Genomic DNA, 19,179 nt, shown 5'->3' with positions numbered 1-19,179 from the left:
ATTCAGGCCCGATCGTCAGTTCTGGGATTCGGCGCGGCCCATCCACTGGTGGACCTGCTCGACGGTGCCCTCGATGGCGCACTCGTCGCATTGCAAGACCAGCAGGTCGCCTGCCGTGAGCTGCGAGAGCGCCGCATCCACGACATCCCGGCGCTTGGCCCCTTCGACGACGACTTCAGCGACGCGACCGCCCGCCTGCAACCCTTGCTTGAGCAGCGCGCGTGCTTGGCGATCAAACTCGGCATCGGTGCGCTTGACGCTGGCGTCTTCGCACAGCAGCACGCGATCGAACGTCTGGCCGATGACGGTGCCTTGCGCAATCAGGTCCTCGTCGCGGCGCTGCAGCCCGGCGCCAAATACGAGCGTGCGGCGTTGGGCGGGGAAGTTGTCCAGTGCAGCGGCCAAAGCTTCCAGCGCCGAGGCGTTGTGCGCGTCGTCCACCACGATGGTGGCGCCGTTGTGCTGGAACAGCGTGAAACGGCCCGGCACATCCACCTGGCCCACATCGAAGGTGACGATGCCGGCGCGCATCAGGTCGTTCGAAATGCCCAGTGCCCAGCCGGTGGCCACGGCGGCCAGCACGTTCTCAAGTTGGAACGGCACGCGGCCGGCGTAGGTCAGCGGAATGGCCGACACGTCGGCCAGTGCCAGTTCGGTCGCGCCAGTAGCGAGCACCACCTTGCCGTCACGCACGAACACGGCCCGCTTGCCAGCGGCACGATGCGCGGCAATGGCTTCCAGATCGCCCGACAACGCGAAGAAGATCACTTCGCCGTCGCACAGCTCGGCCATTTCAACGAGGCGCGCATCGGCGGCATTGAGCACGCCCACACCGCTTTTCAGCACCACGTCGATCTGCGTGCGCAGGACGCTAACCATGCGGTCTTCGTCTTCGACGTAGAAATCGCCCAGGTGGTCGGGCTTGCCGAAGTTGGTCACCACGCCGACCTGGCAGCGGTCATACGGCAATCCTTGCGAGAGGATCATGCCGCTGTCGTTCTCGAACACGGCGGCTTCCACCGCGCGGTTCATCAGGATGCGGTGGCAAGCGTCCCACGCGGCGCGATCGCTACGGGCGCCGGCCTCTACCTGGCGGCGATCGAGGTACAGGCCGTCACTGCAGCCCAGCCCTGTGTGCTTGCCCGAGAGCTGCAGCAACTGCGCGACCAGCTTGGCCACGACGGTCTTGCCGTTGGTGCCCGTGATGCCGACGATGGGAATGCGGCCATCATCCTGCGCGCCGTCCTTGTCGGAAAACAGGTGATCCACAATCGCGCGGCCCACAGGGCGCGGTTCGCCCTCGGCGGGCCGGATGTGCATCAACAGACCGGGCCCTGCGTTGACTTCCACAATGGCGCCACGCTGTTCGTCCAGCGGGCGCGAGATGTCGTCGGCCACGAGGTCCACACCGGCAATATCGAGCCCGACCACCCGCGCGGCCAGCGATGCGTGCGCGGCCACGCTCGGGTGCACGCGGTCGGTCACATCAAAAGCGACGTTGCCGTTGCGCTGGATCAGCACGCTGCGGCCCGCGGGCGGCACGGCGCTGCCATCAGCATAGCCCTGGCGCTTGAGTTCGAGGCGCGCGGCGGAATCCAGGCGCACGCAGTTCAGCGGATGTTCTTCGGTGCTGCCGCGGCGGGGGTCGGAGTTGATCTGCGATTCGATCAGTTCTTCGATGGTGGAAGTGCCGTCGCCGACCACCGACGCAGTTTCGCCCATCGCCGCCGCTGCCACGCGGCCGCCCACCACCAGCAGGCGGTGTTCGTTGCCGGAGACGAAGCGCTCGACGATCACGCCGTTGCCTTCCTCGATGGCCACGGCGTAAGCGGTTTCCACCTCTTCGCGCGTCATCAGGTTTGTGAACACGCCGCGGCCATGGTTGCCGTCGTACGGCTTGACCACCACCGGCACGCCGATGTCTTCAGCCGCATCCCAGGCGTCTTCGGCGCTGTCGACCATGCGGCCTTCCGGCACCGGCACGCCGCACGACTGCAGCAGGCTCTTGGTCAGGTCCTTGTCGCGCGAGATCGATTCTGCAATGGCGCTCGTGCGGTCGGTTTCGGCCGTCCAGATGCGGCGCTGGCGTGCGCCGTAGCCGAGCTGCACAAGGTTGCCGTCCGACAGGCGGATCGACGGGATATTGCGGTCATCGGCGGCATCGACAATGCAGGCGGTGCTGGGGCCGAGGCAGTGGTCGTCCACCAGGTCGCGCAGCGTTTCGACGGCGGCGTCCACGTCGAACGGGCGGTCTTCGATGGCCGCCATGACCAGGTCACGGGCGGCGAACAGGGCAGCGCGGGTCACGTCTTCGTGCCACGCACGGACGATTACCTTGTAGACGCCGCGCACCGGCGTCTCGCGCGCCTTGCCGAAACCGCCGGGCATGCCGGCCAGGTTCTGCAATTCGAGGGTGACGTGTTCCAGGATGTGGCCGGGCCAGGTGCCTTCCTTCAGGCGCATCAGGAAGCCGCCGCGCACGCCGGGGCTGCAGCGGTGCTCGATCAGCGTTGGGAGCCATGTCGAGAGGCGCTCGTAGAAACCCGGAATCGTGTTGGAAGGAAAATCCTCCAGTTCACCAATGTCGACCCATGCCTCCAGCACTGGCCGATATGTCCACATATTCGGGCCGCGCAGCGACATGACATCGAGAATCTCAATGTCCTTCTTCTTCATTGAATTTGCTTGGAAGCAGGGGGCGATGTACCCGTGAATTGGTCCGTGGAATCGAACCGTTACCTTTCAATAACGTTACAACGGCGTCGGCGTTGACGTCTTGAGCCCGAAGTGCGTTGTGCAGCGCACCAAATGCCGTGCTGGCGTGGCTATGTATACTTGCGAGCAAAATTTGCAGGCCGCAACAATTGCGACGCCACGCTCTTGCCTCGATTTATGTTCGTCCTTTTCCCGTTTTGGGCTGTTTTTTGGCCATTTGGACGCGCTTTTTGAATTCTTTGCGCCACTGATGACCCAGTCCTCCCCATCGTCCGCCCCCACCGTCGCCCGCGCTCAGGAACCCTGGAGTGTCGCGCTGGGATCAAGCCTCGCTCCAGAAGAATCCGTCCAGGCCGGGTTGCAGCTGGATTTGGACGCAAGGCTGCATTTTACCCACGGGTGGCTGGTTGTTACGAACCGCCGCCTGGTCTGCCAGGCGCCTGGTGAAAAGGATTTGCAAAGCTGGGATATCGCCCCCGGCATGACACTTGCCCACAGCGACCACGCCGGCGTGGGCACGCTCGAGCTGTCCGACGGACAGCGCCGGCTGGCAAGCTGGCGTTACACGCTGGGCCACAACACCGACGCCCTGCGCCTGGCCGACGCCTTCGACGCCCAGCGCAACGCCCTGGCCACCGGCGCCCAGGCCGCACAGCCCGACGCGGAGGTCTGCCCCACCTGTAAGGCGCCCCTCCCGCCCGGCGAAGATAACTGCCCGCAATGCAGCCGTGAAGTGGAGCAGCCGCCCTCGACTTGGGCGCTGCTGCGCCTGTGGCGCTTTGCCCGGCCGTATCGGTGGGAATTGCTGGCCGGCTTCGCCCTGCTGCTGATCGGCACGGCCGCTACCCTGGTGCCGCCGTACCTGACGATGCCCTTGATGGACAAGGTGCTGATCCCCTATCAGAACGGGCAACCCGTCGATTACCGCCTGGTCACGCTCTACCTGTCGGGCCTGTTTGGCGCCGCACTGGTGGCGTGGGTGCTGGGCTGGGCGCGCACCTATCTCCTGGCGCGCGTGTCCGAGCGCATCAGCGCCGACCTGCGCACGACCACCTACGAGCACCTGCTCAAGCTGTCGCTCGAATACTTCGGCGGCAAGCGCACCGGCGACCTCATGGCGCGCATCGGCTCGGAAAGCGACCGCATCAGCGTGTTCCTGTCGTTGCACCTGCTCGACTTCGCCACCGATGTGCTGATGATTGCGATGACGGCCGTCATCCTGGTCTCGATCGATCCGTGGCTGGCGCTCGTCACGCTGGTGCCGCTGCCGTTCATCGCGTGGATGATCCACCTGGTGCGCGACCGCCTGCGCCACGGCTTCGAGAAGATCGACCGGATCTGGTCGGAAATCACCAACGTACTGGCCGATACCATCCCGGGTATCCGCGTGGTCAAGGCCTTTGCCCAGGAAAAGCGCGAAGTGACGCGCTTTGCCGAGGCCAACAAGCACAACCTGGCGATCAACGATCGCGTCAACGCGGTGTGGTCGCTGTTTACCCCGACCGTCACGCTGCTGACCGAAGTCGGGCTGCTGGTGGTGTGGATCTTCGGCATCTGGCAGGTGAGCCACGACGCCATTACCGTCGGTGTGCTGGTGGCGTTCCTGACCTATATCAGCCGCTTCTACACACGTCTGGATTCCATGAGCCGCATCGTGTCCGTCACGCAGAAGGCGGCGGCCGGTGCCAAGCGCATCTTCGACATTCTCGACCACGTATCGAGCGTGCCGGAGCCGGCCAAGCCCGTGCACATCGAGAAGGTGAACGGCGCGATCGAGCTGCGCGACCTGGGCTTCCGTTACGGCAACCGCGCGGTGATCCGCGGCCTGAACCTGTCGATCCAGCCGGGCGAGATGATCGGGCTGGTCGGGCACAGCGGCTCGGGCAAGAGCACGCTCGTGAACCTGATCTGCCGCTTCTACGATGTATCGGAAGGCGCGATCCGCCTGGACGGCACCGACATCCGCTCGCTGCCCGTCTCGGAATTCCGCCGCAACATCGGCCTGGTGCTGCAGGAGCCGTTCCTGTTCTTCGGCACGATTGCCGACAACATCGCCTACGGCAAACCCGACGCCACGCGCGAAGAGATCATTGCCGCCGCGCGTGCCGCCCATGCACACGAATTCATCCTGCGCCTGCCGCACGGCTACGACTCGCTGGTGGGCGAACGCGGCCAGGCGCTGTCGGGCGGCGAACGCCAGCGTATTTCGATTGCGCGCGCGCTGCTCATCAACCCGCGCATCCTGATCATGGACGAGGCCACATCGTCCGTGGACACGACGACCGAGAAGGAAATCCAGAAGGCGCTCGACAACCTTGTGCAAGGGCGTACGACCATCGCCATCGCGCACCGTTTGTCGACGCTGCGCAAGGCGGATCGCCTGGTCGTCATGGATCGCGGCCAGATTGTCGAAGTGGGCAACCACGATGAGTTGCTCGCGCGCGAAGGGGCTTACTACAAGCTCTATCAGGCGCAGGCCCGCAATGTCGACGCCGACACCGATCTGACCAGCGACGGCGAGCGCGTGGACGCCGCCGCGCCGGCTTACGCGCAGTGAACCGCTATTTGAAATGACTGCGATGCAAACGCCCGATTTCTCCCTGAGCCGCAACGGCTTTGGCAAGCTTGTGATGACCCTGGCCGACGGCACCGTGCATGAAGGCGTGGTGCCCGTGCGCGCGTTCCCCATCTCCGCCGTCGACGAGGGCTTGAGCCTGATGAGCACCGACGGCCGTGAGCTGGCATGGATCACGCAGCCGGCAGCGCTGCCGGCGCCCATGCGCACGTTGATCGAAGCCGAACTCGGCGCGCGTGAATTCATGCCCGAGATCCGCAAGATCGTCGGCGTATCGACCTACGCCACGCCCAGCACGTGGACGGTACAGACCGACCGCGGCCAGACCGACCTCGTGCTGCGCGGCGAAGAAGACATCCGCCGCCTGACCGGCACCACGCTGCTCATCTCCGACAGCCACGGCATCCACTACCTGATCCGCGATCTGCTGGCGCTCGACAAGCACAGCCGCAAGATCCTCGACCGGTTCCTGTAAACCCGTTGAGCCGGGCAGCCGCGCAGCCGTTACCGGGGTGATGGCCGCACGGCCGTCATGACTTGCTCGAGTAGGTTTTCAGCCTGTTTCCAGCTGGCCCGCTGGTTGTAATCGCCCGCCGTGGTGACCATCACCATGTCGAGCCCCGGCACGATCCACAGACGCTGGCCGCCGTTGCCGATGCCACCGATCCACGCCTGTTCGGTGCCGCCGGCCACCACCTTGCCGAGCCACCACTGATAGCCGTACTGCAGGTCCATTCCGGTATCGATGTGCGGGCGTGTTGATTCGGCAATCCACTCCGCAGGCACAATCTGCCGCCCATTCCATTGGCCGTGCTGCAGCACGAGCTGTCCGATGCGCGCCAAATCTCGGGGGCGCAGGCGCACGCCGGCAAACGCCAGCGGGCGGCCACGGTAGTCGTCCACCCATTCCCAGTCGGTGATGCCCAGCGGTTCGAACAGTTGCGTGCGCGCGTACTCCGGCAACGACATGCCCACGCGCTCTGTCAGCAATTGCGCCAGTACCGCCGTGTTGCCGCCGTTGTAATTGAACTGCGTGCCAGCCGGCGCCGCCATCGGGCGGTCGAACACGTAATGCGCCTGAGACGTGTGCCAGAACAGTCCGAACTCGTCGTTGTTCAGAAAGCTTGTCGCACGCCATTCGTTCCAGGCAAGGCCGCTGGACATCGACAGCATCTGCGAAAGCGTAATCGCCTCGCGGCCATCGCGATTCAGATCGGCCAGCCCGGGAAACAGCGACAGCACTGGCGTGTCGAGCGGCGGCATCTTCCCCTGCCCTTGCGCAATGCCCCACAGCAGGCTCGTCACCGATTTGCTGATCGAGCGGATGTCGTGGAGCGTGCTGGCGTCGAACGTGCGCGCGGTGCGGAACAGATCCTTCACGCGCTCATCTTTGCCGGCGTGATAGACCTCCGCCACCAGATGGCCATGGCGCACCACGAGCAGGCTGTGGAAGTTGATATCGGCGTCGGCAAAACCGCGCAGGACGGCGCAGAGTTGGCCGGCATCGAAGCCGGCTGCGGCGGGGTCGGCTTCGGTCTGCCAGCCGTCGTTCAACTGGGCTGGCGCGTCGCAGGGCGCTGCCTGGGCGCCGCCTACCGCGCAAACCAATGCCAAAGCGATGCCGATGCTGCGCACTCGTAGCGTCATCCCAGCCCCCGTTTGATGTGTCATCAAGTATCGTAACCGGCACTTGAAAGGTCAAACGCTCTGCGATGAATGGTCGATTTGGGCGTCCGAACGGCGCTGGATCGGCCATCCGGGGGAGTGTTCAGCCCGTGTCGGAACCTGGGGCCGCGTTACCATGTCGGACCCTTCTTATTCATCAGTCACATCACAGGCACCTATGGTCACACGTCGAACCCTTCTTGCCTCCGCGTCCGTTACCGCCACGCTGGCGGCGCTCGGCATCACGCCCGAAGCGCTGGCCGCCAATCGCGTCAAGCTCGGCGATGCCGCGCCGTTCTCATTCGATGCGCTGATCGAACGCGCCCGCTCGATGGCCAGCAAGCCTTACACGCCGCCCGCCACGGCACCGGCTGACATCCTGTCCAAGATCGATTACGAGGCGCACGGCAAGATCAAGTTCGACACCGCCCACGCGCTCTTTGCCGACGGTCCCGGCCAGTTTCCGGTGACGTTCTTCCACCTGGGGACGTTCTTCCGCGCGCCGGTGCGCATGCACGTGGTGGAAAAAGGTGCCGCACGCGAGGTCGTCTACGACGAATCGTATTTCGACATGCCCGCCGACAGCCCGGCGCGCAAGCTGCCGCGCGGCAGCGGCTTTGCCGGCTTCCGCTTCCAGGAAAGCCGCCTGGGCGATCAGAAAAAACTCGACTGGAAAAAGAACGATTGGGTTGCCTTCCTGGGCGCGTCGTACTTCCGCGCCATCGGCGAGCTGTACCAGTACGGGCTGTCCGCACGCGGCATTGCGCTCGACGTGGCGCAGGCCGGCAAGCCCGAAGAATTCCCCAACTTCACGCACGTGTGGTTCGACACGCCGGCAGACAACCGCGCCGATTCCGTGACGATCTACACCCTGCTCGACGGCCCGAGCATCACCGGTGCGTACCGCTTCGTAATGCACCGCACGAAGGGCGTGGTGATGGACATCGACACGGCCATCTTCCTGCGCAAGGACGTGGACCGTTTCGGCATCGCGCCGGCCACGTCGATGTACTGGTTCTCGGAAACCGCCAAGGGCACGGCCACCGATTGGCGCCCCGAAGTGCATGACTCCGACGGCCTGGCCCTGTGGACCGGCAGCGGCGAACGCATCTGGCGCCCGCTGAACGATCCGCCGCGCACGATGGCGTCTGCCTTTGGGGACAACAACCCGCGCGGCTTCGGCCTGCTGCAGCGCGACCGCGATTTCAACAACTACCAGGACGGCGTGCATTACGAGCGCCGTCCGAGCCTGTGGGTGGAGCCGCTGGAAGGCTGGGGCGAAGGCGCCGTGCAGCTCATCGAGATCCCGACCGACGACGAGATCCACGACAACATCGTCGCCATGTGGGTGCCGAAGGCCCCGGCGCGCGCGGGCAGCCAATACCGTCTGCGCTATCGCCTGCACTGGCTGGCCGACGAGCCGTATCCGACGCAACTGGCGCGCTGCGTGGCCACGCGCATGGGTAACGGCGGCCAACCGGGCCAGCCGCGTCCGCACGGCGTGCGCAAGTTCATGGTTGAGTTCAAGGGCGGCCCGCTGGAGAAATTGCCCTTCGGCACCAAGCCAGAGGCCGTGCTGAGCACCTCGCGCGGCACGTTCTCGTATGTGTTTACCGAAGCCGTGCCGAATGGCGTGCCGGGCCACTGGCGTGCGCAGTTCGATCTGACAGTCGACGGGAAGGAGCCGGTGGATATGCGGCTGTTCCTGCGTGTGGATGGCAAGCCGCTGTCGGAAACGTGGCTGTACCAATACCACCCCTTCCAATCGCCGGTGGGGCCGGTGGCGTCGTAAACGCCATCGCGGCGGTCGACAAATAAGGCGGGGATTCCCGCCTTTTTCATTACTGGTAAGACAGTGTCACCACAGCCAGTGCTGGTTCCGCCCCCGTCGCCCGCGACAAGGTCAGCGTGCCGTTGTTTGCCGTCAGCAGGTTGGCCTTGAAGCCGCCGTATTTGGCCAGGACGTCCGCCTTGCCGCGTGCATCGCCCACACGCAAGGGCTTGAGCGACGATGCCGCGCACGCCTCCACCGATACATCAACCGGTACGACGCGCATCGCCGGCGAATGAAACTCCAGTACCACCTGATCGCCAGCCGCGGACGCACGCGCCTGCACTGCATTTTCCGCGCCGGTTGACCGCTGTACCGACTGCACGCGAAACCCTGCCTCGACGATGGCGCCCGTGAAATGAATCACGCCGTCCTGGCTACCGCCCGCAAGCGCGCTACTCGCGCCGAGGGCGGCCACCATGGCGACCGCCGTTGCCTTGTCAACCTTGAACATGAGGACCCTCGATGTGCGCATCCGCCGCCTTCCGGCAGACCGGCGCAATAGTTTTTTACGATTTTCATCGTCCTCAGGATCAATCTCATTGTGGATTGCGGGCATCCCTGATTGCGGGTCAGACGGCGAAGCCCGCAGATGCCCTCTCACGGCGCCGGCCACACCTCCAGCGCCTGCATCAACTGCTTGCCCAGCGGAATACGCTTGGCCATGTCGCCCTCGCGTGGCATATCGATGTTCAGTGCGAACGCATACACGTGGCCTGCACGCTCCACCCAGCCGACCCACCAGCCGATCTGCGGCTGGTATTCCGTGGCAACGCCCGTCTTGGCGTACAGCGCGGCATCGCCCTGCTGCTCGATCAACAACATGCGGTGGACCATGTCCCACGTGCGCGGCTTCACCGGCAATTGCTTGAGCGCCATGCGGCTGGTGAAGCGTGCTTCTTCAAACGCGGAAATCTCCAGCGGGCCGCGCAGCCAGAATTGGTCGATCACGCTGCCGAGCTGGCGGTTGCCGTAGTCGAACGCATCAACGTAGGCCTGCATGCGCTCAAAGCCGACGCGGCGCGCCACCTCCTGGTAGATCGGCACGGCCGACAGGCGAATCGCCTCGGGCAACGCCATGTCGTGCTCCCACTGCTTGTAGGCCTGCGGCTTGCCGCCGTAGGGCAGCACTTCGTGATCGTCGCGCACAGCGCCGGTGTCGAAGGCGATCAGGCTGTTCGGAATCTTGAACGTCGATGCCGGATGGATGCGCCGCGCGGCGCGCGCCGGATCGACGACATAGGTGCGGTCGGCGCTGATATCCATCAGCACGAAGGTGCCGGAGACGCCGGCATCGTCGAACACGCGCTTGAGGTCATTGCGTACGACCAGCTCGGCGTGGGCCGTGGCGGTGCTCATAGCAACGGCGCAGGCCGTGAGGGCAAACGCGAAGGTCTTCGACCAGCGAGAGAACATGGAAAGCTCCTTGAATTGAGTGATTGGCTGCCGGCAACCCTCGACACGCGGATGAGCCGGCGCTGCGCATCGTAGGGAGCGCGCCGTGCCACCACCAGCGCACCCACCTCGCCGCACGTCACGCGCGTAACTCCTGTAACAGGGGGCTTGGCGCACAATGGCGCCACGTTTCGCTTCGCCTGATTGCCTGCATGACACTGCCTGCCCTGCCCGCCCTCCATGTCGAGCTGACCACACCGCAAACCGTCGACGGCCGGCGTGCGCCGTTCCAGAGCCTGTGGCTGCTGGTGCGGCTTGCCTACGCGCACCGTCTGTCGCCGGAACAACCGCTGGTGCGCCTGGCCGACCTGCGCGGCGCCGTATCGGACGCCAGCACGCAGCGCATGATGATCAGCCGCGCCTTTCGCGACTGGCAGAACTGGGGCGTGCAGGCCGGCTGGGGCGAGTCGCGCGATCGCGAGCCGCGCTTTCTCAACGCAGACAAGCGCAGCCAAGGGCCCTTCTGGCTCACCCCCGAAGACGCAGAGCGCGTGGTCTGCGTGGTTGAAGGGCGCATTGCCGATGATGCCGATGTGCGTGCCTTCCTCGGGATTGCCGCGCCGGATGGCAGCACGGACAACACCACCGAAGCCAATGCCAGCGCGCTGTCCGGCCCGGCGCCTGGCACGCCCAACCCCGCGTTCTGGCACGCCTTTCTGACCGCGCGCCACGCCATGCGCGAAGGCCGTCTGCTGCATGCGCTGGGCGCCAGCACCGGCGCGTCCGACACCGAGCGGGGCGGCGCCCTGCTCGCGCTGCGCCACGCCAGTGACGCCGCCGACAACGACTTCCAACGCGCCCTCGTCACCCTGGGCGAGGCAATGGCCGCACGCCGCCTGGGCGACTCCACACGCGCCAGCGCCCTGCTCTCGCAACTGCGCGCGCACCGCCGGCAGCGCCATGTACTCGGTAACGATTTCCTCGCCGCCATGGAGCGCATCGTCACCGCATGGTGTGCGTATGACCGCCGCGACCTCGACCTCGCCGCCGGCCTGCTCGCCCGTCTGGCCGATGCCGAGCCCGGCCGCAGCCTGCTGCGCTATCACCCACAGATCCGCTTCGAATGGAACAACCTCAGCGCCCTCATTGAGCGCGCCCGCCTGCTCTACGCCGATGCCGATGGCCTTGCATTGGACCTACGCGCCCAGGCCGCACAGCGCATCGTCGCGCAATTCGAAACCGCGCTGGCTGCCGCACTGGAAAGCCAGGCGTCCGACGCGGTGCAGCAAGTTGCCGCCAACCTCGGCATGACGTGCTGGCTGCTGCGCGATGTGCTTGGCAACTCTGCGCATGCCGACGGCACGGTCGATGCCGTCCGCTGGCTGGCCATGAGCGAATGGCAAGCGCTGCGCAACGGTGGGCCGCTGCAATCGGCGTGGAACGCCATCGCGCTGATGCGCATTGCACGCGCCGACACACGTCGGGCTGCACTCACGTTGGCCGACCTCCGCACGCAGGCCGGCCCATTTGCAGAAGCATTTGACTCGCGCTACTGGCCGCAGCGCTGGACCGATGTGGCCGCACTGCGCCTGCGCGAACACGACAGCGGCCGTCATCGCTACGGCCATGTGCAGGTGAGCGGCCTGCTGCTGGAGCTGGCGTGGTTTTCACACGCAGACGGCGATCACGTCATCGCCCGCACAACGATGGAGCGCCTCTCGCAAGCCATGCAGGACTTGGCGCCGCACGATCGGGCGTACTTCGTCCAGGCGCTGAAGCAGCTGACGCAGATGGCGGAAGCACCACCCTGATCCGCACCCCAAGCCGCACCTTGAGCAGATCGATGGGCGGATAAATTCATTGCATCCCTAACGATCCGTCGCTAGACTGCCGCACATGTTTGATCACTGCCTGTACTTCAACACCACCGCGCTGGCGCGCTCCGTTGAACGCGAATGGGCGGCAGCGTACGCACCCTTCGGCCTGACGCCGCCGCAAGGCTTTGTGCTGCGCGCGGTGCTCAAGCGGCCCGGCGTGCTCAACCGCGAACTGGCCGAAGTGCTGGGCATTGCGCGGCCCACGGCCACGCGTCTTGTCGATGGCTTGGTCGCCAAGAATCTGGTGGAGCGCCAGCCGTCCGCAGAGGACGGTCGCGAGTGGAACCTGTTCCCCACGGAGGCGGCCCGTGCAGTAGAAGACGCGCTGCAAGGCGCCAGCGCCAAGGTTGCGCGGCGCTTGCGCAAGCATGTCGGCGCAAGCGCGTTCGACGATACGGTGCAGGCCATCCGCGACGTTCGGAGTGCACTGAACACGTAAGAAAAACGGGGCGGTCATTGCCGCCTTTTTGATCGGCAAATAGTTGCATCACTACGGATATAACCGAGGAGCGCCCGCATGGCTACCGTTCTCGTCACCGGCATCGAGCCGTTTGAATCCGACCCCACCAACCCTTCGTGGGACATCGCGCAGGCACTCGACGGCACGCAGGTGGATGACGCGGTCATCGTGGCGCGGCAGTTGCCGTGTGTGTTTGGTCTCGCCAACGAAACATTGGTCAACGCGATCGAGGAAACGTCGCCCACGTTGGTTTTCGCGCTCGGGTTGGCCACGGGCCGAACGGAGATATCGGTGGAGCGCGTGGCCATCAACGTGATCGATGCACGCATTCCGGACAACGCGGGCAATCAGCCCGTCGATACGCCCGTGGTGCCCGATGGGCCGGCGGCGTATTTTTCAACGCTGCCGATCAAGGCGATCGTGCAAACGCTGCGCGAGGCGGGCGTGCCGGCAGGCGTGTCGCAAAGTGCAGGCACCTACAACTGCAACCACCTGTTCTACGGTTTGATGCACCACATTGCCACGCGTGCGCCGCATGTGCGCGGCGGCTTCATCCACGTGCCGACCACGCCCGAGCTGGCGGCGCGGCACGCGGGCCGGCCGAGCCTGGCGATCGATACGCAAATCGAGCGGATCCGTCTGGCGGTGCGTACAGCGCTGGCCATGCGGGCAGACCTGAAGGTCAGCGGCGGGGCCGTCCACTGACACGCGCAACACCGCGGTCGGGCCTGATGCAATCAGGCCACCAGCGGCATCAACAACATCCGCGCAGCCAGCTCCTGTCGGAAGCCTTCCAAGGTCCGCATGGCGGAATCGGCACCGCGTGCCGTGTTCTGCAAGCGGATGCCTTCGACCTGACGGATGCCCACCGTAGCAAACACATAACGCAGATACGGCATCAGGAAATCGGTCTGCGCGTGGGCACCATCAAAGTTGCCGCCGGAAGCAGACACCACCAGCACCGAGCGATCGGTCAGCATGCCCACCTTGCCCGTGGGCGTGCGGCGGAACGTGCGCTCGGGCCGCACTACCAGATCGATCCACGCCTTCAACGCCGAAGGCACCGTGTAGTTGTGCACCGGCGTGGAGATCAGCACGGCATCCGCCGCTTCCAGCTCGCCGATCAACGTTTCCGACAACGCCAGCGCGGCGCGATGCGCTGCAGTGCGGTCGACATCGGGCATGAGGCTGGCCTCGACAAAGCCGGCATCCGGATGCGGCAGCGGTGTCGCCGCCAGGTCGCGCTCGATGATGCGCAGGCTACCGACGGCTTCAGCCAATTGTGCAATCACCAATTGCGCGCCACGCCGGCTGTGCGAGCGATCGTCGCGCGGGCTCACGGTCACGTGCAGCAACGTTGTCATCGTGCAGCCCCGGGTTGCATGTTCATGCCAAAGCGCAAAGCACCTGCGAGCAGCCCATTGCGATAGTAGAAGCGATGGCCGAGCACGTTGGACAGCGGCGTGTCGAGCACGAGCCGTGCACAGCCCAGGCACTCGGCTTCGGCCTTGAGGTGGTCCATCAGCACGTTGCCGAGGCCGCTGCTGCGCAGGTTGGCATCGGTCACCAGATCGTCGACATACATGAACGGACCGTAGACGAGGTTCTCCTGCTGCCGATACCCCGCCAGCGCAACCGGCACGCCATCGCGCCAGACGGCGATGAGGCGATAGCCGTCTTCCACCTGCCGGCGCCAGCGCGCGGCCAGCTCGTCGGCGTCGGCAAGATGCGGCCGCAGTTGATGCATGACGGGAAAGCACGCACGCAACGCGGCTTCGTCTTCGATGGGGCGGATGGTGTCCATGGTCATGCTTCCTCTGCGGCCACGGCGGCCGGCACCTGCGGCGCAAAGCGCATCGCGACGGCAATACGGTTCCACGCCTGGATGTTGGCGACGGCGGCCGTGAGGAACGCGACTTCCGTCCTGGAGAAATGCTGGAGCACGGCGTCGTATTCGTGATCTTCCACGCCGTGGTCGGCGGCGCGGGCCAGGGTGGTCAGCGCTTCCGTCCAGGCCAGCGCGGCACGCTCGCGAGGCGTGAAAACCGCCGGCGTGTCGCGCCAGACCGCCACCAGATCGAGCTTGGCCGGCGCCACGCGCAGCTTGCGCGCCAGGTTCAGGTGGAACTGCACGCAGAACGCGCATCCGTTGATTTGCGACGCACGCAGCTTGACGAGCTCGGTCAGCGGCTTTTCCAGCCCTGAGGCATCGACTGCCTTGCCAAGCGCCTGCAACGCCGGGGCCACGCCGACGGCGGTGTCGACAAATTCCGAGTAATCCATGCGAGGGGAGAGATCTTCCATGTCTGGCTCCTGTTAAAGGCCCGGGTTGGAGGAATGGTAATATCAGTGCTCGAACATCATATTCGAACTCTGACATCATGAGCAAGCGCACCCCTACCGCCGGCAAGGAAAGCGACCCGCCCCGCACCTCGCCCTCCATCCCCGAGCCCGGACAGGGCAAGCGCGGCGAAGAAGGCTATCTTGGCTATCTGCTGCGCCAGGCCAGCGCCGCGCACCGGCTCCGCATGGAGCGGGCCATGGCCGACGTGGGTGTCACGCTGCCGCAATTCCTGGTGCTCACGATGCTCCGGGCCTACCCGGGCATCTCGAATGCCGACCTCGCCCGGTTGACCATGCTCACACCCCAGACGGTGAGCGTGATCGTCACCAACCTGGAGCGCAGCGGCGCCATCACCCGCCGGCCCCACGCCGTGCACGGCCGAATCCAGCACATCGACGTCACAACGGAGGGCTCTGCCCTGCTTGCAGCGTGCCGAGAACGCTCCGGCGGCATCGAGCAGGACTTGCTGGAAGGGTTCTCGGCCAAGGAAGAAGAGATCGTGCGGCGTTGGCTTGTACACGTCGCAACACTCGGCAGCGACAAACCCGCCCCCTGATTCGCACGTCATTTTTCTCCGCTGTCCTTGACTTCTGGACGGCTGCCACTATCATCCGATGTATCTTACGATATATCTGATGATGTTCTTCAGGAGAATGACAATGCGCGGTTGGTTCGGACATCACCACAAAATGTGGATTGCAAAACACTTCATGATGGGCCGCCACGGTCACGGCGGACACGGCTTCGGGCGTGGCATGGGCGGTTTTGGCGGCCCCGGCGGCTACGGTGAAGGCGATGACGACGGTGGTAGCCCGTGGCGCGGCCGCCGGCTCAGTTCGGCCGACTTGCAGCTCGTGTTGCTGGCGCTGCTCAAGGGCACGCCCCGCCACGGCTATGAATTGATCAAGGCAGTGGAAGAGCATTCGCTCGGCTTCTACACGCCAAGCCCGGGCATGGTGTATCCGGCGCTGTCGTACCTGGAAGACCACGGCTTTGCTTCCGTTACCGCCGAGGGCAACAAGAAGCGCTACGGCATCACGCCCGAAGGCGAAACGTGGCTGGCCGAGCGCCAGCACAGTGCCGATGCCATCCTCGCGCAACTGCGCGCCATGGGCGAGCGTGTGAAGCGCATGAACGAGGCCATGGCCTTCGACCGCGAAACCGACAACGCCGCCGAGTGGACGGACACGGGGCACGACCCGCTGCGCACCGCGCGCTGGCGTCTGAAGTTCGCGCTCATGGAAAAACGCTTCGCCTCGCGCGAAGAACAGCAACGCGTGGCAGACATCCTGCTACGCGCCCTCAAGGAAATCACCGGCGAGCGGTAAGCGGCAAGCAGCAGCATCTGTTCAGCCGCCCCGGGGGATGTTTCGTCGCCCGGGCACCGCGTCGGTCCAGTCGGTTCATTTCGCAGCCATCTATGTTTGCTTTCAATCGCACACAAGGTCTCATGTCGCAGCTGCTCAGTTCTGTCAAACCCGCCACACGCCGCATGCGTGTGCGCGCTATCCATACCCTGTCGCCGCGCATGCGCCGCGTGGTGTTTACCGGCGTAGCCGCTACGGATCTCGCCGATCTGGCCAGCGCTGCGCCCGGCGCGGCCATCAAGCTGATGTTTCCGCACGATGCCGCAGGCAGCGATCGCACGCTTGGGCGCGCTTACACCATCCGCCGCTATCACCCTGCCCGCGGCGAACTGGAAATCGATTTTGTCGTGCACGACGAAACGCCCGCCACGCAGCATGGCCCGGCGGCACGCTGGCTCGAACACGCCGCCCCGGGCGATGAAGTGGAATTTGCGGGCCCTAAGCGCGGCTTCCGCGCCGACCCCGCTGCACCGTGGACGCTGCTCATCGGCGATGAAACGGCGTTGCCCGCCATCTTCGCAATTCTGGAAACATTGCCCGAGCACGCGCAGGTGCTGACCTACATCGCCATCGGGGACGCTCGCGCCAGACTGCCCCTGGAAGGCGCCTTGGCAAGCCACCCGCGCAGCCGCAACATCCATTGGGTAGAGAGCGATACGGCGCACGCCGGCGCAATGATGGTCGGCGCACTCAGCGCCCAGTCCATGCCGACCGGCACGCCGCAGGTGTTCCTGGCCGGCGAGGCGTCCTTGCTCAAACAAGTCCGCACGCTGCTCGAAGGCGCCTGGGCCGTCCCGCGCGACGCCATCGACGCCAAGGGCTACTGGACGGCAGGGCTCTCGCGCGAAGAACGCAAGGCGGCCGAGGCGCGTTGATCTTCGAGTCGCTTCAAGTGGCGACTTCGGCACTGGGCGCGCCACCCCGCACCCAATCGCGCAGCAGGCGCTGTCCGTAAAGCAGCGCCGCGTCCATCGCTTCGCGCGGCGAGCCAAACGTACATCCGGGCCGCACCGGTTGCGAGCCCGACAACGATTGCCCTTCCGCGCCGCGGAACACCACCTCGACACGCGCCTCCCAGCCCCGCCCACCGGCGGGAACCACACGCGGGACGATTTCAACGTCTCCACAGATCTTGTGCACCTTGTTCCTCCATCTGCAGCGCCTGAACGGCGCATTGCCAGCAAGGTAGCAACGGCCATGCCCATCTGGGCACCGCCTTGTGATTTGATCGAGATCAACTGCCGGCGCCCGCATCACCTTTAGCCCGTCGCGGGCGTGCCGATGCAAAGGAGGAAAGCGCGTTTCTCGCGCGCCCCTCCTTCCGTCCATCTGCGCCCACGAAGCGCGGCACAACCATGCGCAAGAATCTGCCGGTCACCCAAGCCGAAACCGCCCTCAACCCGACGGACTACCTCATCTCCCGGACCGACCTCAAAGGCCGCATCGTCTTCGCCAATCCGGCGTTCGTGCGCGTCAGCGGCTATTCGCAGGAAGAACTGGTCGGTGCGCCGCACAACCTCGTGCGCCACCCGGACATGCCCGAAGCCGCGTTCGCCGACTTGTGGGCCACGCTGCAAGCCGGCAAGCCGTGGCGCGGGTTCGTCAAGAACCGCCGCAAGGATGGCGGTTTCTATTGGGTGCTGGCCAACGTGACGCCGGTGTTTCAGAACAATGCGGTGGTCGGTTATACGTCCGTGCGTTCGATGGCCACGCCTGCGCAGATCGCGCGCGCGCAACGCGCCTACACCGCCATCAACGAGGGCGATAGGTCGTACACCGTGCGCGCCGGCCGCATTCTTCGCACAGGCTGGCGGCGCGCCGCGAATCTGTTCCAGCGCGACAGCCTGCGCTTCAAAGTGATCGGTCTGCAAACACTGATTGCGTCGGCCATCCTGATCGGTACGCTGTGGGCGCACATCGCTCTGGAAGCCGCCGATCTGCATGGCGCAGCGTGGCTCGTGTTCAGCCGCGACTGGCTGTGGCTCACCGGCGTCGGTTGCGCGGGGCTGGCGACGATGTCGGGCGTGTTGCTTGCGCGAACCCTCATCCGCCCGCTGGAAGAAGCCGCCATGCTGGCCACGCGCCTGGCAGCCGGCGATCTGACCACCGTGGTTGAAGCCCGTTCCAGCGACGAACTGGGCGAAGTCATGCGCGCCATGGCCACCATGCGCGCGAGTCTGTCGTCCATCGTGCGCGATATCCAGGACGGCGCCGCCAACGTCGCACACAGCACGCTGCAGATTTCTGCCGGCAACCATGACCTCTCTGCCCGCACCGAGCAGCAGGCTGCCGCACTGGAAGAAACCGCTTCGAGCATGGAAGAACTGACATCGATGGTCGCGCAGAATGCGGACCACGCCCGCGCCGCCAGCGCGCTTGCCGAGGAAGCCTCCACGATCGCGGCCGACGGCGGCCAGGTCGTGCAGCGCGTCGTGCACACCATGGACGCCATCCGCGCAGACAGCCAGCGCGTGACCGAGATCATCGCCACCATCGAGAGCATCGCGTTCCAGACCAACATCCTTGCGCTCAACGCGGCTGTGGAAGCCGCCCGCGCAGGTGAAGAAGGCCGCGGCTTTGCGGTCGTCGCCGGCGAGGTACGCAGCCTCGCGCAACGCAGCGCGCAGGCCGCAGCACAGAGCAAGGAGATCATCCGCGCCTCCGACCAATCCGTGCGCGACGGCGTTGACCTCGTCCACAAGGCCGGCGCCACCATGACGCAGATCGTGCAGTCGGTGCAGACCGTCACGCAGCTCATGTCGGAAATCTCGGCCAGCTCGCGCGAGCAGAGCAGCGGTATTGCGCAGATCAACGCGTCGGTGTCGCAGCTCGATGGGGTCACGCAGCAGAACGCCACGCTGGTGGAAGAGGCCGCGGCGGCCACCTCGGTGCTGGCGCGCCAATCGGAAGATCTGAAGCACGCCGTCGCGGTGTTCCGCGCCTAGCGCCG

At 65.4% G+C, this 19,179-nt stretch carries 18 protein-coding genes; 10 read left to right on the top strand and 8 right to left on the bottom strand.

The features are described from left to right. Nucleotides 1-15: 15 nt before the first annotated feature. Nucleotides 16-2,676, bottom strand: a complete 2,661-nt coding sequence (cphA, locus tag ACU8YE_RS12350) for a cyanophycin synthetase (RefSeq protein ID WP_446928829.1) — start codon at nt 2,674-2,676, stop codon at nt 16-18. A gap of 289 nt (nt 2,677-2,965) precedes the next feature. On the opposite strand from cphA, the gene ACU8YE_RS12345 reads away from it, so the two are divergent. Together ACU8YE_RS12345 and ACU8YE_RS12340 are read left to right on the top strand one after the other, a co-directional pair. Next, nucleotides 2,966-5,272, top strand: coding sequence for a cyanophycin metabolism-associated ABC transporter (locus ACU8YE_RS12345; RefSeq protein ID WP_446928828.1), 2,307 nt, complete (start codon nt 2,966-2,968; stop codon nt 5,270-5,272). 22 nt (nt 5,273-5,294) lie between these two features. Further along, on the top strand, nt 5,295-5,765 hold the full coding sequence (locus ACU8YE_RS12340; protein ID WP_316869728.1) for a cyanophycin metabolism-associated DUF1854 family protein: 471 nt from the start codon (nt 5,295-5,297) through the stop codon (nt 5,763-5,765). 29 nt (nt 5,766-5,794) lie between these two features. On the opposite strand, the gene ACU8YE_RS12335 is transcribed toward ACU8YE_RS12340, so the two are convergent. After that, nucleotides 5,795-6,961 carry a serine hydrolase domain-containing protein gene (locus ACU8YE_RS12335; protein WP_322017863.1) on the bottom strand — a complete coding sequence of 389 codons (1,167 nt, stop codon included), beginning with the start codon at nt 6,959-6,961 and terminating at the stop codon, nt 5,795-5,797. Between the two features lie 172 nt (nt 6,962-7,133). Here ACU8YE_RS12335 and ACU8YE_RS12330 point away from each other — a divergent pair, with 172 nt between their 5' ends. After that, nucleotides 7,134-8,747 carry a glucan biosynthesis protein gene (locus ACU8YE_RS12330; RefSeq protein WP_446928827.1) on the top strand — a complete coding sequence of 538 codons (1,614 nt, stop codon included), beginning with the start codon at nt 7,134-7,136 and terminating at the stop codon, nt 8,745-8,747. A gap of 49 nt (nt 8,748-8,796) precedes the next feature. Here the strand turns inward: ACU8YE_RS12330 and ACU8YE_RS12325 are convergent, their stop codons facing one another. After that, nucleotides 8,797-9,240: a hypothetical protein gene (locus ACU8YE_RS12325; protein ID WP_440476501.1), complete on the bottom strand. Its 444-nt coding sequence runs from the start codon at nt 9,238-9,240 to the stop codon at nt 8,797-8,799. A 146-nt stretch (nt 9,241-9,386) separates the two neighbouring features. Continuing rightward, nucleotides 9,387-10,202 (bottom strand): OXA-60 family carbapenem-hydrolyzing class D beta-lactamase, encoded by an 816-nt coding sequence (gene blaOXA / locus ACU8YE_RS12320; protein WP_260801315.1) that lies wholly within the window; start codon nt 10,200-10,202, stop codon nt 9,387-9,389. Nucleotides 10,203-10,393: 191 nt separating this feature from the next. Here blaOXA and ACU8YE_RS12315 point away from each other — a divergent pair, with 191 nt between their 5' ends. The 3 genes from ACU8YE_RS12315 to pcp all read left to right on the top strand — a co-directional run bounded on the left by ACU8YE_RS12315 (nt 10,394) and on the right by pcp (nt 13,223). Then, complete coding sequence (locus tag ACU8YE_RS12315) at nt 10,394-11,992, top strand: hypothetical protein (protein ID WP_232040042.1); 1,599 nt, start codon at nt 10,394-10,396, stop codon at nt 11,990-11,992. Between the two features lie 85 nt (nt 11,993-12,077). Next, nucleotides 12,078-12,497 (top strand): MarR family winged helix-turn-helix transcriptional regulator, encoded by a 420-nt coding sequence (locus ACU8YE_RS12310; RefSeq protein ID WP_446928826.1) that lies wholly within the window; start codon nt 12,078-12,080, stop codon nt 12,495-12,497. Nucleotides 12,498-12,575: 78 nt separating this feature from the next. After that, a complete protein-coding gene (pcp, locus tag ACU8YE_RS12305) occupies nt 12,576-13,223 on the top strand; it encodes a pyroglutamyl-peptidase I (RefSeq protein ID WP_446928825.1) in 648 nt (215 codons plus the stop codon). Nucleotides 13,224-13,255: 32 nt separating this feature from the next. Here the strand turns inward: pcp and ACU8YE_RS12300 are convergent, their stop codons facing one another. From ACU8YE_RS12300 to ACU8YE_RS12290, 3 genes are read right to left on the bottom strand one after another with little or no spacing between them, the layout of a single operon-like run. Continuing rightward, nucleotides 13,256-13,882: an FMN-dependent NADH-azoreductase gene (locus ACU8YE_RS12300; protein WP_446928824.1), complete on the bottom strand. Its 627-nt coding sequence runs from the start codon at nt 13,880-13,882 to the stop codon at nt 13,256-13,258. Next, nucleotides 13,879-14,328: an N-acetyltransferase family protein gene (locus ACU8YE_RS12295; protein WP_446928823.1), complete on the bottom strand. Its 450-nt coding sequence runs from the start codon at nt 14,326-14,328 to the stop codon at nt 13,879-13,881. The genes ACU8YE_RS12300 and ACU8YE_RS12295 overlap by 4 nt, the downstream gene beginning before the upstream one ends. After that, a complete protein-coding gene (locus ACU8YE_RS12290; RefSeq protein WP_232040047.1) occupies nt 14,325-14,822 on the bottom strand; it encodes a carboxymuconolactone decarboxylase family protein in 498 nt (165 codons plus the stop codon). The genes ACU8YE_RS12295 and ACU8YE_RS12290 overlap by 4 nt, the downstream gene beginning before the upstream one ends. A gap of 77 nt (nt 14,823-14,899) precedes the next feature. Between ACU8YE_RS12290 and ACU8YE_RS12285 the strand changes: the two genes are divergently transcribed. The 3 genes from ACU8YE_RS12285 to ACU8YE_RS12275 all read left to right on the top strand — a co-directional run bounded on the left by ACU8YE_RS12285 (nt 14,900) and on the right by ACU8YE_RS12275 (nt 17,104). Then, entirely contained in the window at nt 14,900-15,418 is a 519-nt protein-coding gene (locus ACU8YE_RS12285; protein ID WP_440077481.1) for a MarR family transcriptional regulator, read from the top strand. Between the two features lie 103 nt (nt 15,419-15,521). Further along, entirely contained in the window at nt 15,522-16,190 is a 669-nt protein-coding gene (locus ACU8YE_RS12280) for a PadR family transcriptional regulator (RefSeq protein ID WP_316869517.1), read from the top strand. Between the two features lie 92 nt (nt 16,191-16,282). Continuing rightward, nucleotides 16,283-17,104, top strand: coding sequence for a siderophore-interacting protein (locus ACU8YE_RS12275; protein WP_446928822.1), 822 nt, complete (start codon nt 16,283-16,285; stop codon nt 17,102-17,104). A 13-nt stretch (nt 17,105-17,117) separates the two neighbouring features. Here ACU8YE_RS12275 and ACU8YE_RS12270 read toward each other — a convergent pair whose 3' ends face one another. Then, complete coding sequence (locus tag ACU8YE_RS12270) at nt 17,118-17,369, bottom strand: hypothetical protein (RefSeq protein WP_232040051.1); 252 nt, start codon at nt 17,367-17,369, stop codon at nt 17,118-17,120. A 215-nt stretch (nt 17,370-17,584) separates the two neighbouring features. Here ACU8YE_RS12270 and ACU8YE_RS12265 point away from each other — a divergent pair, with 215 nt between their 5' ends. After that, entirely contained in the window at nt 17,585-19,174 is a 1,590-nt protein-coding gene (locus tag ACU8YE_RS12265; RefSeq protein WP_232040052.1) for a methyl-accepting chemotaxis protein, read from the top strand. Nucleotides 19,175-19,179: the final 5 nt, after the last annotated feature.

The organism is Ralstonia sp. VS2407 (assembly GCF_052950655.1).
Note: the sequence above shows the minus strand (reverse complement) of the source record. Positions and strands in the feature narration are given on the sequence as shown.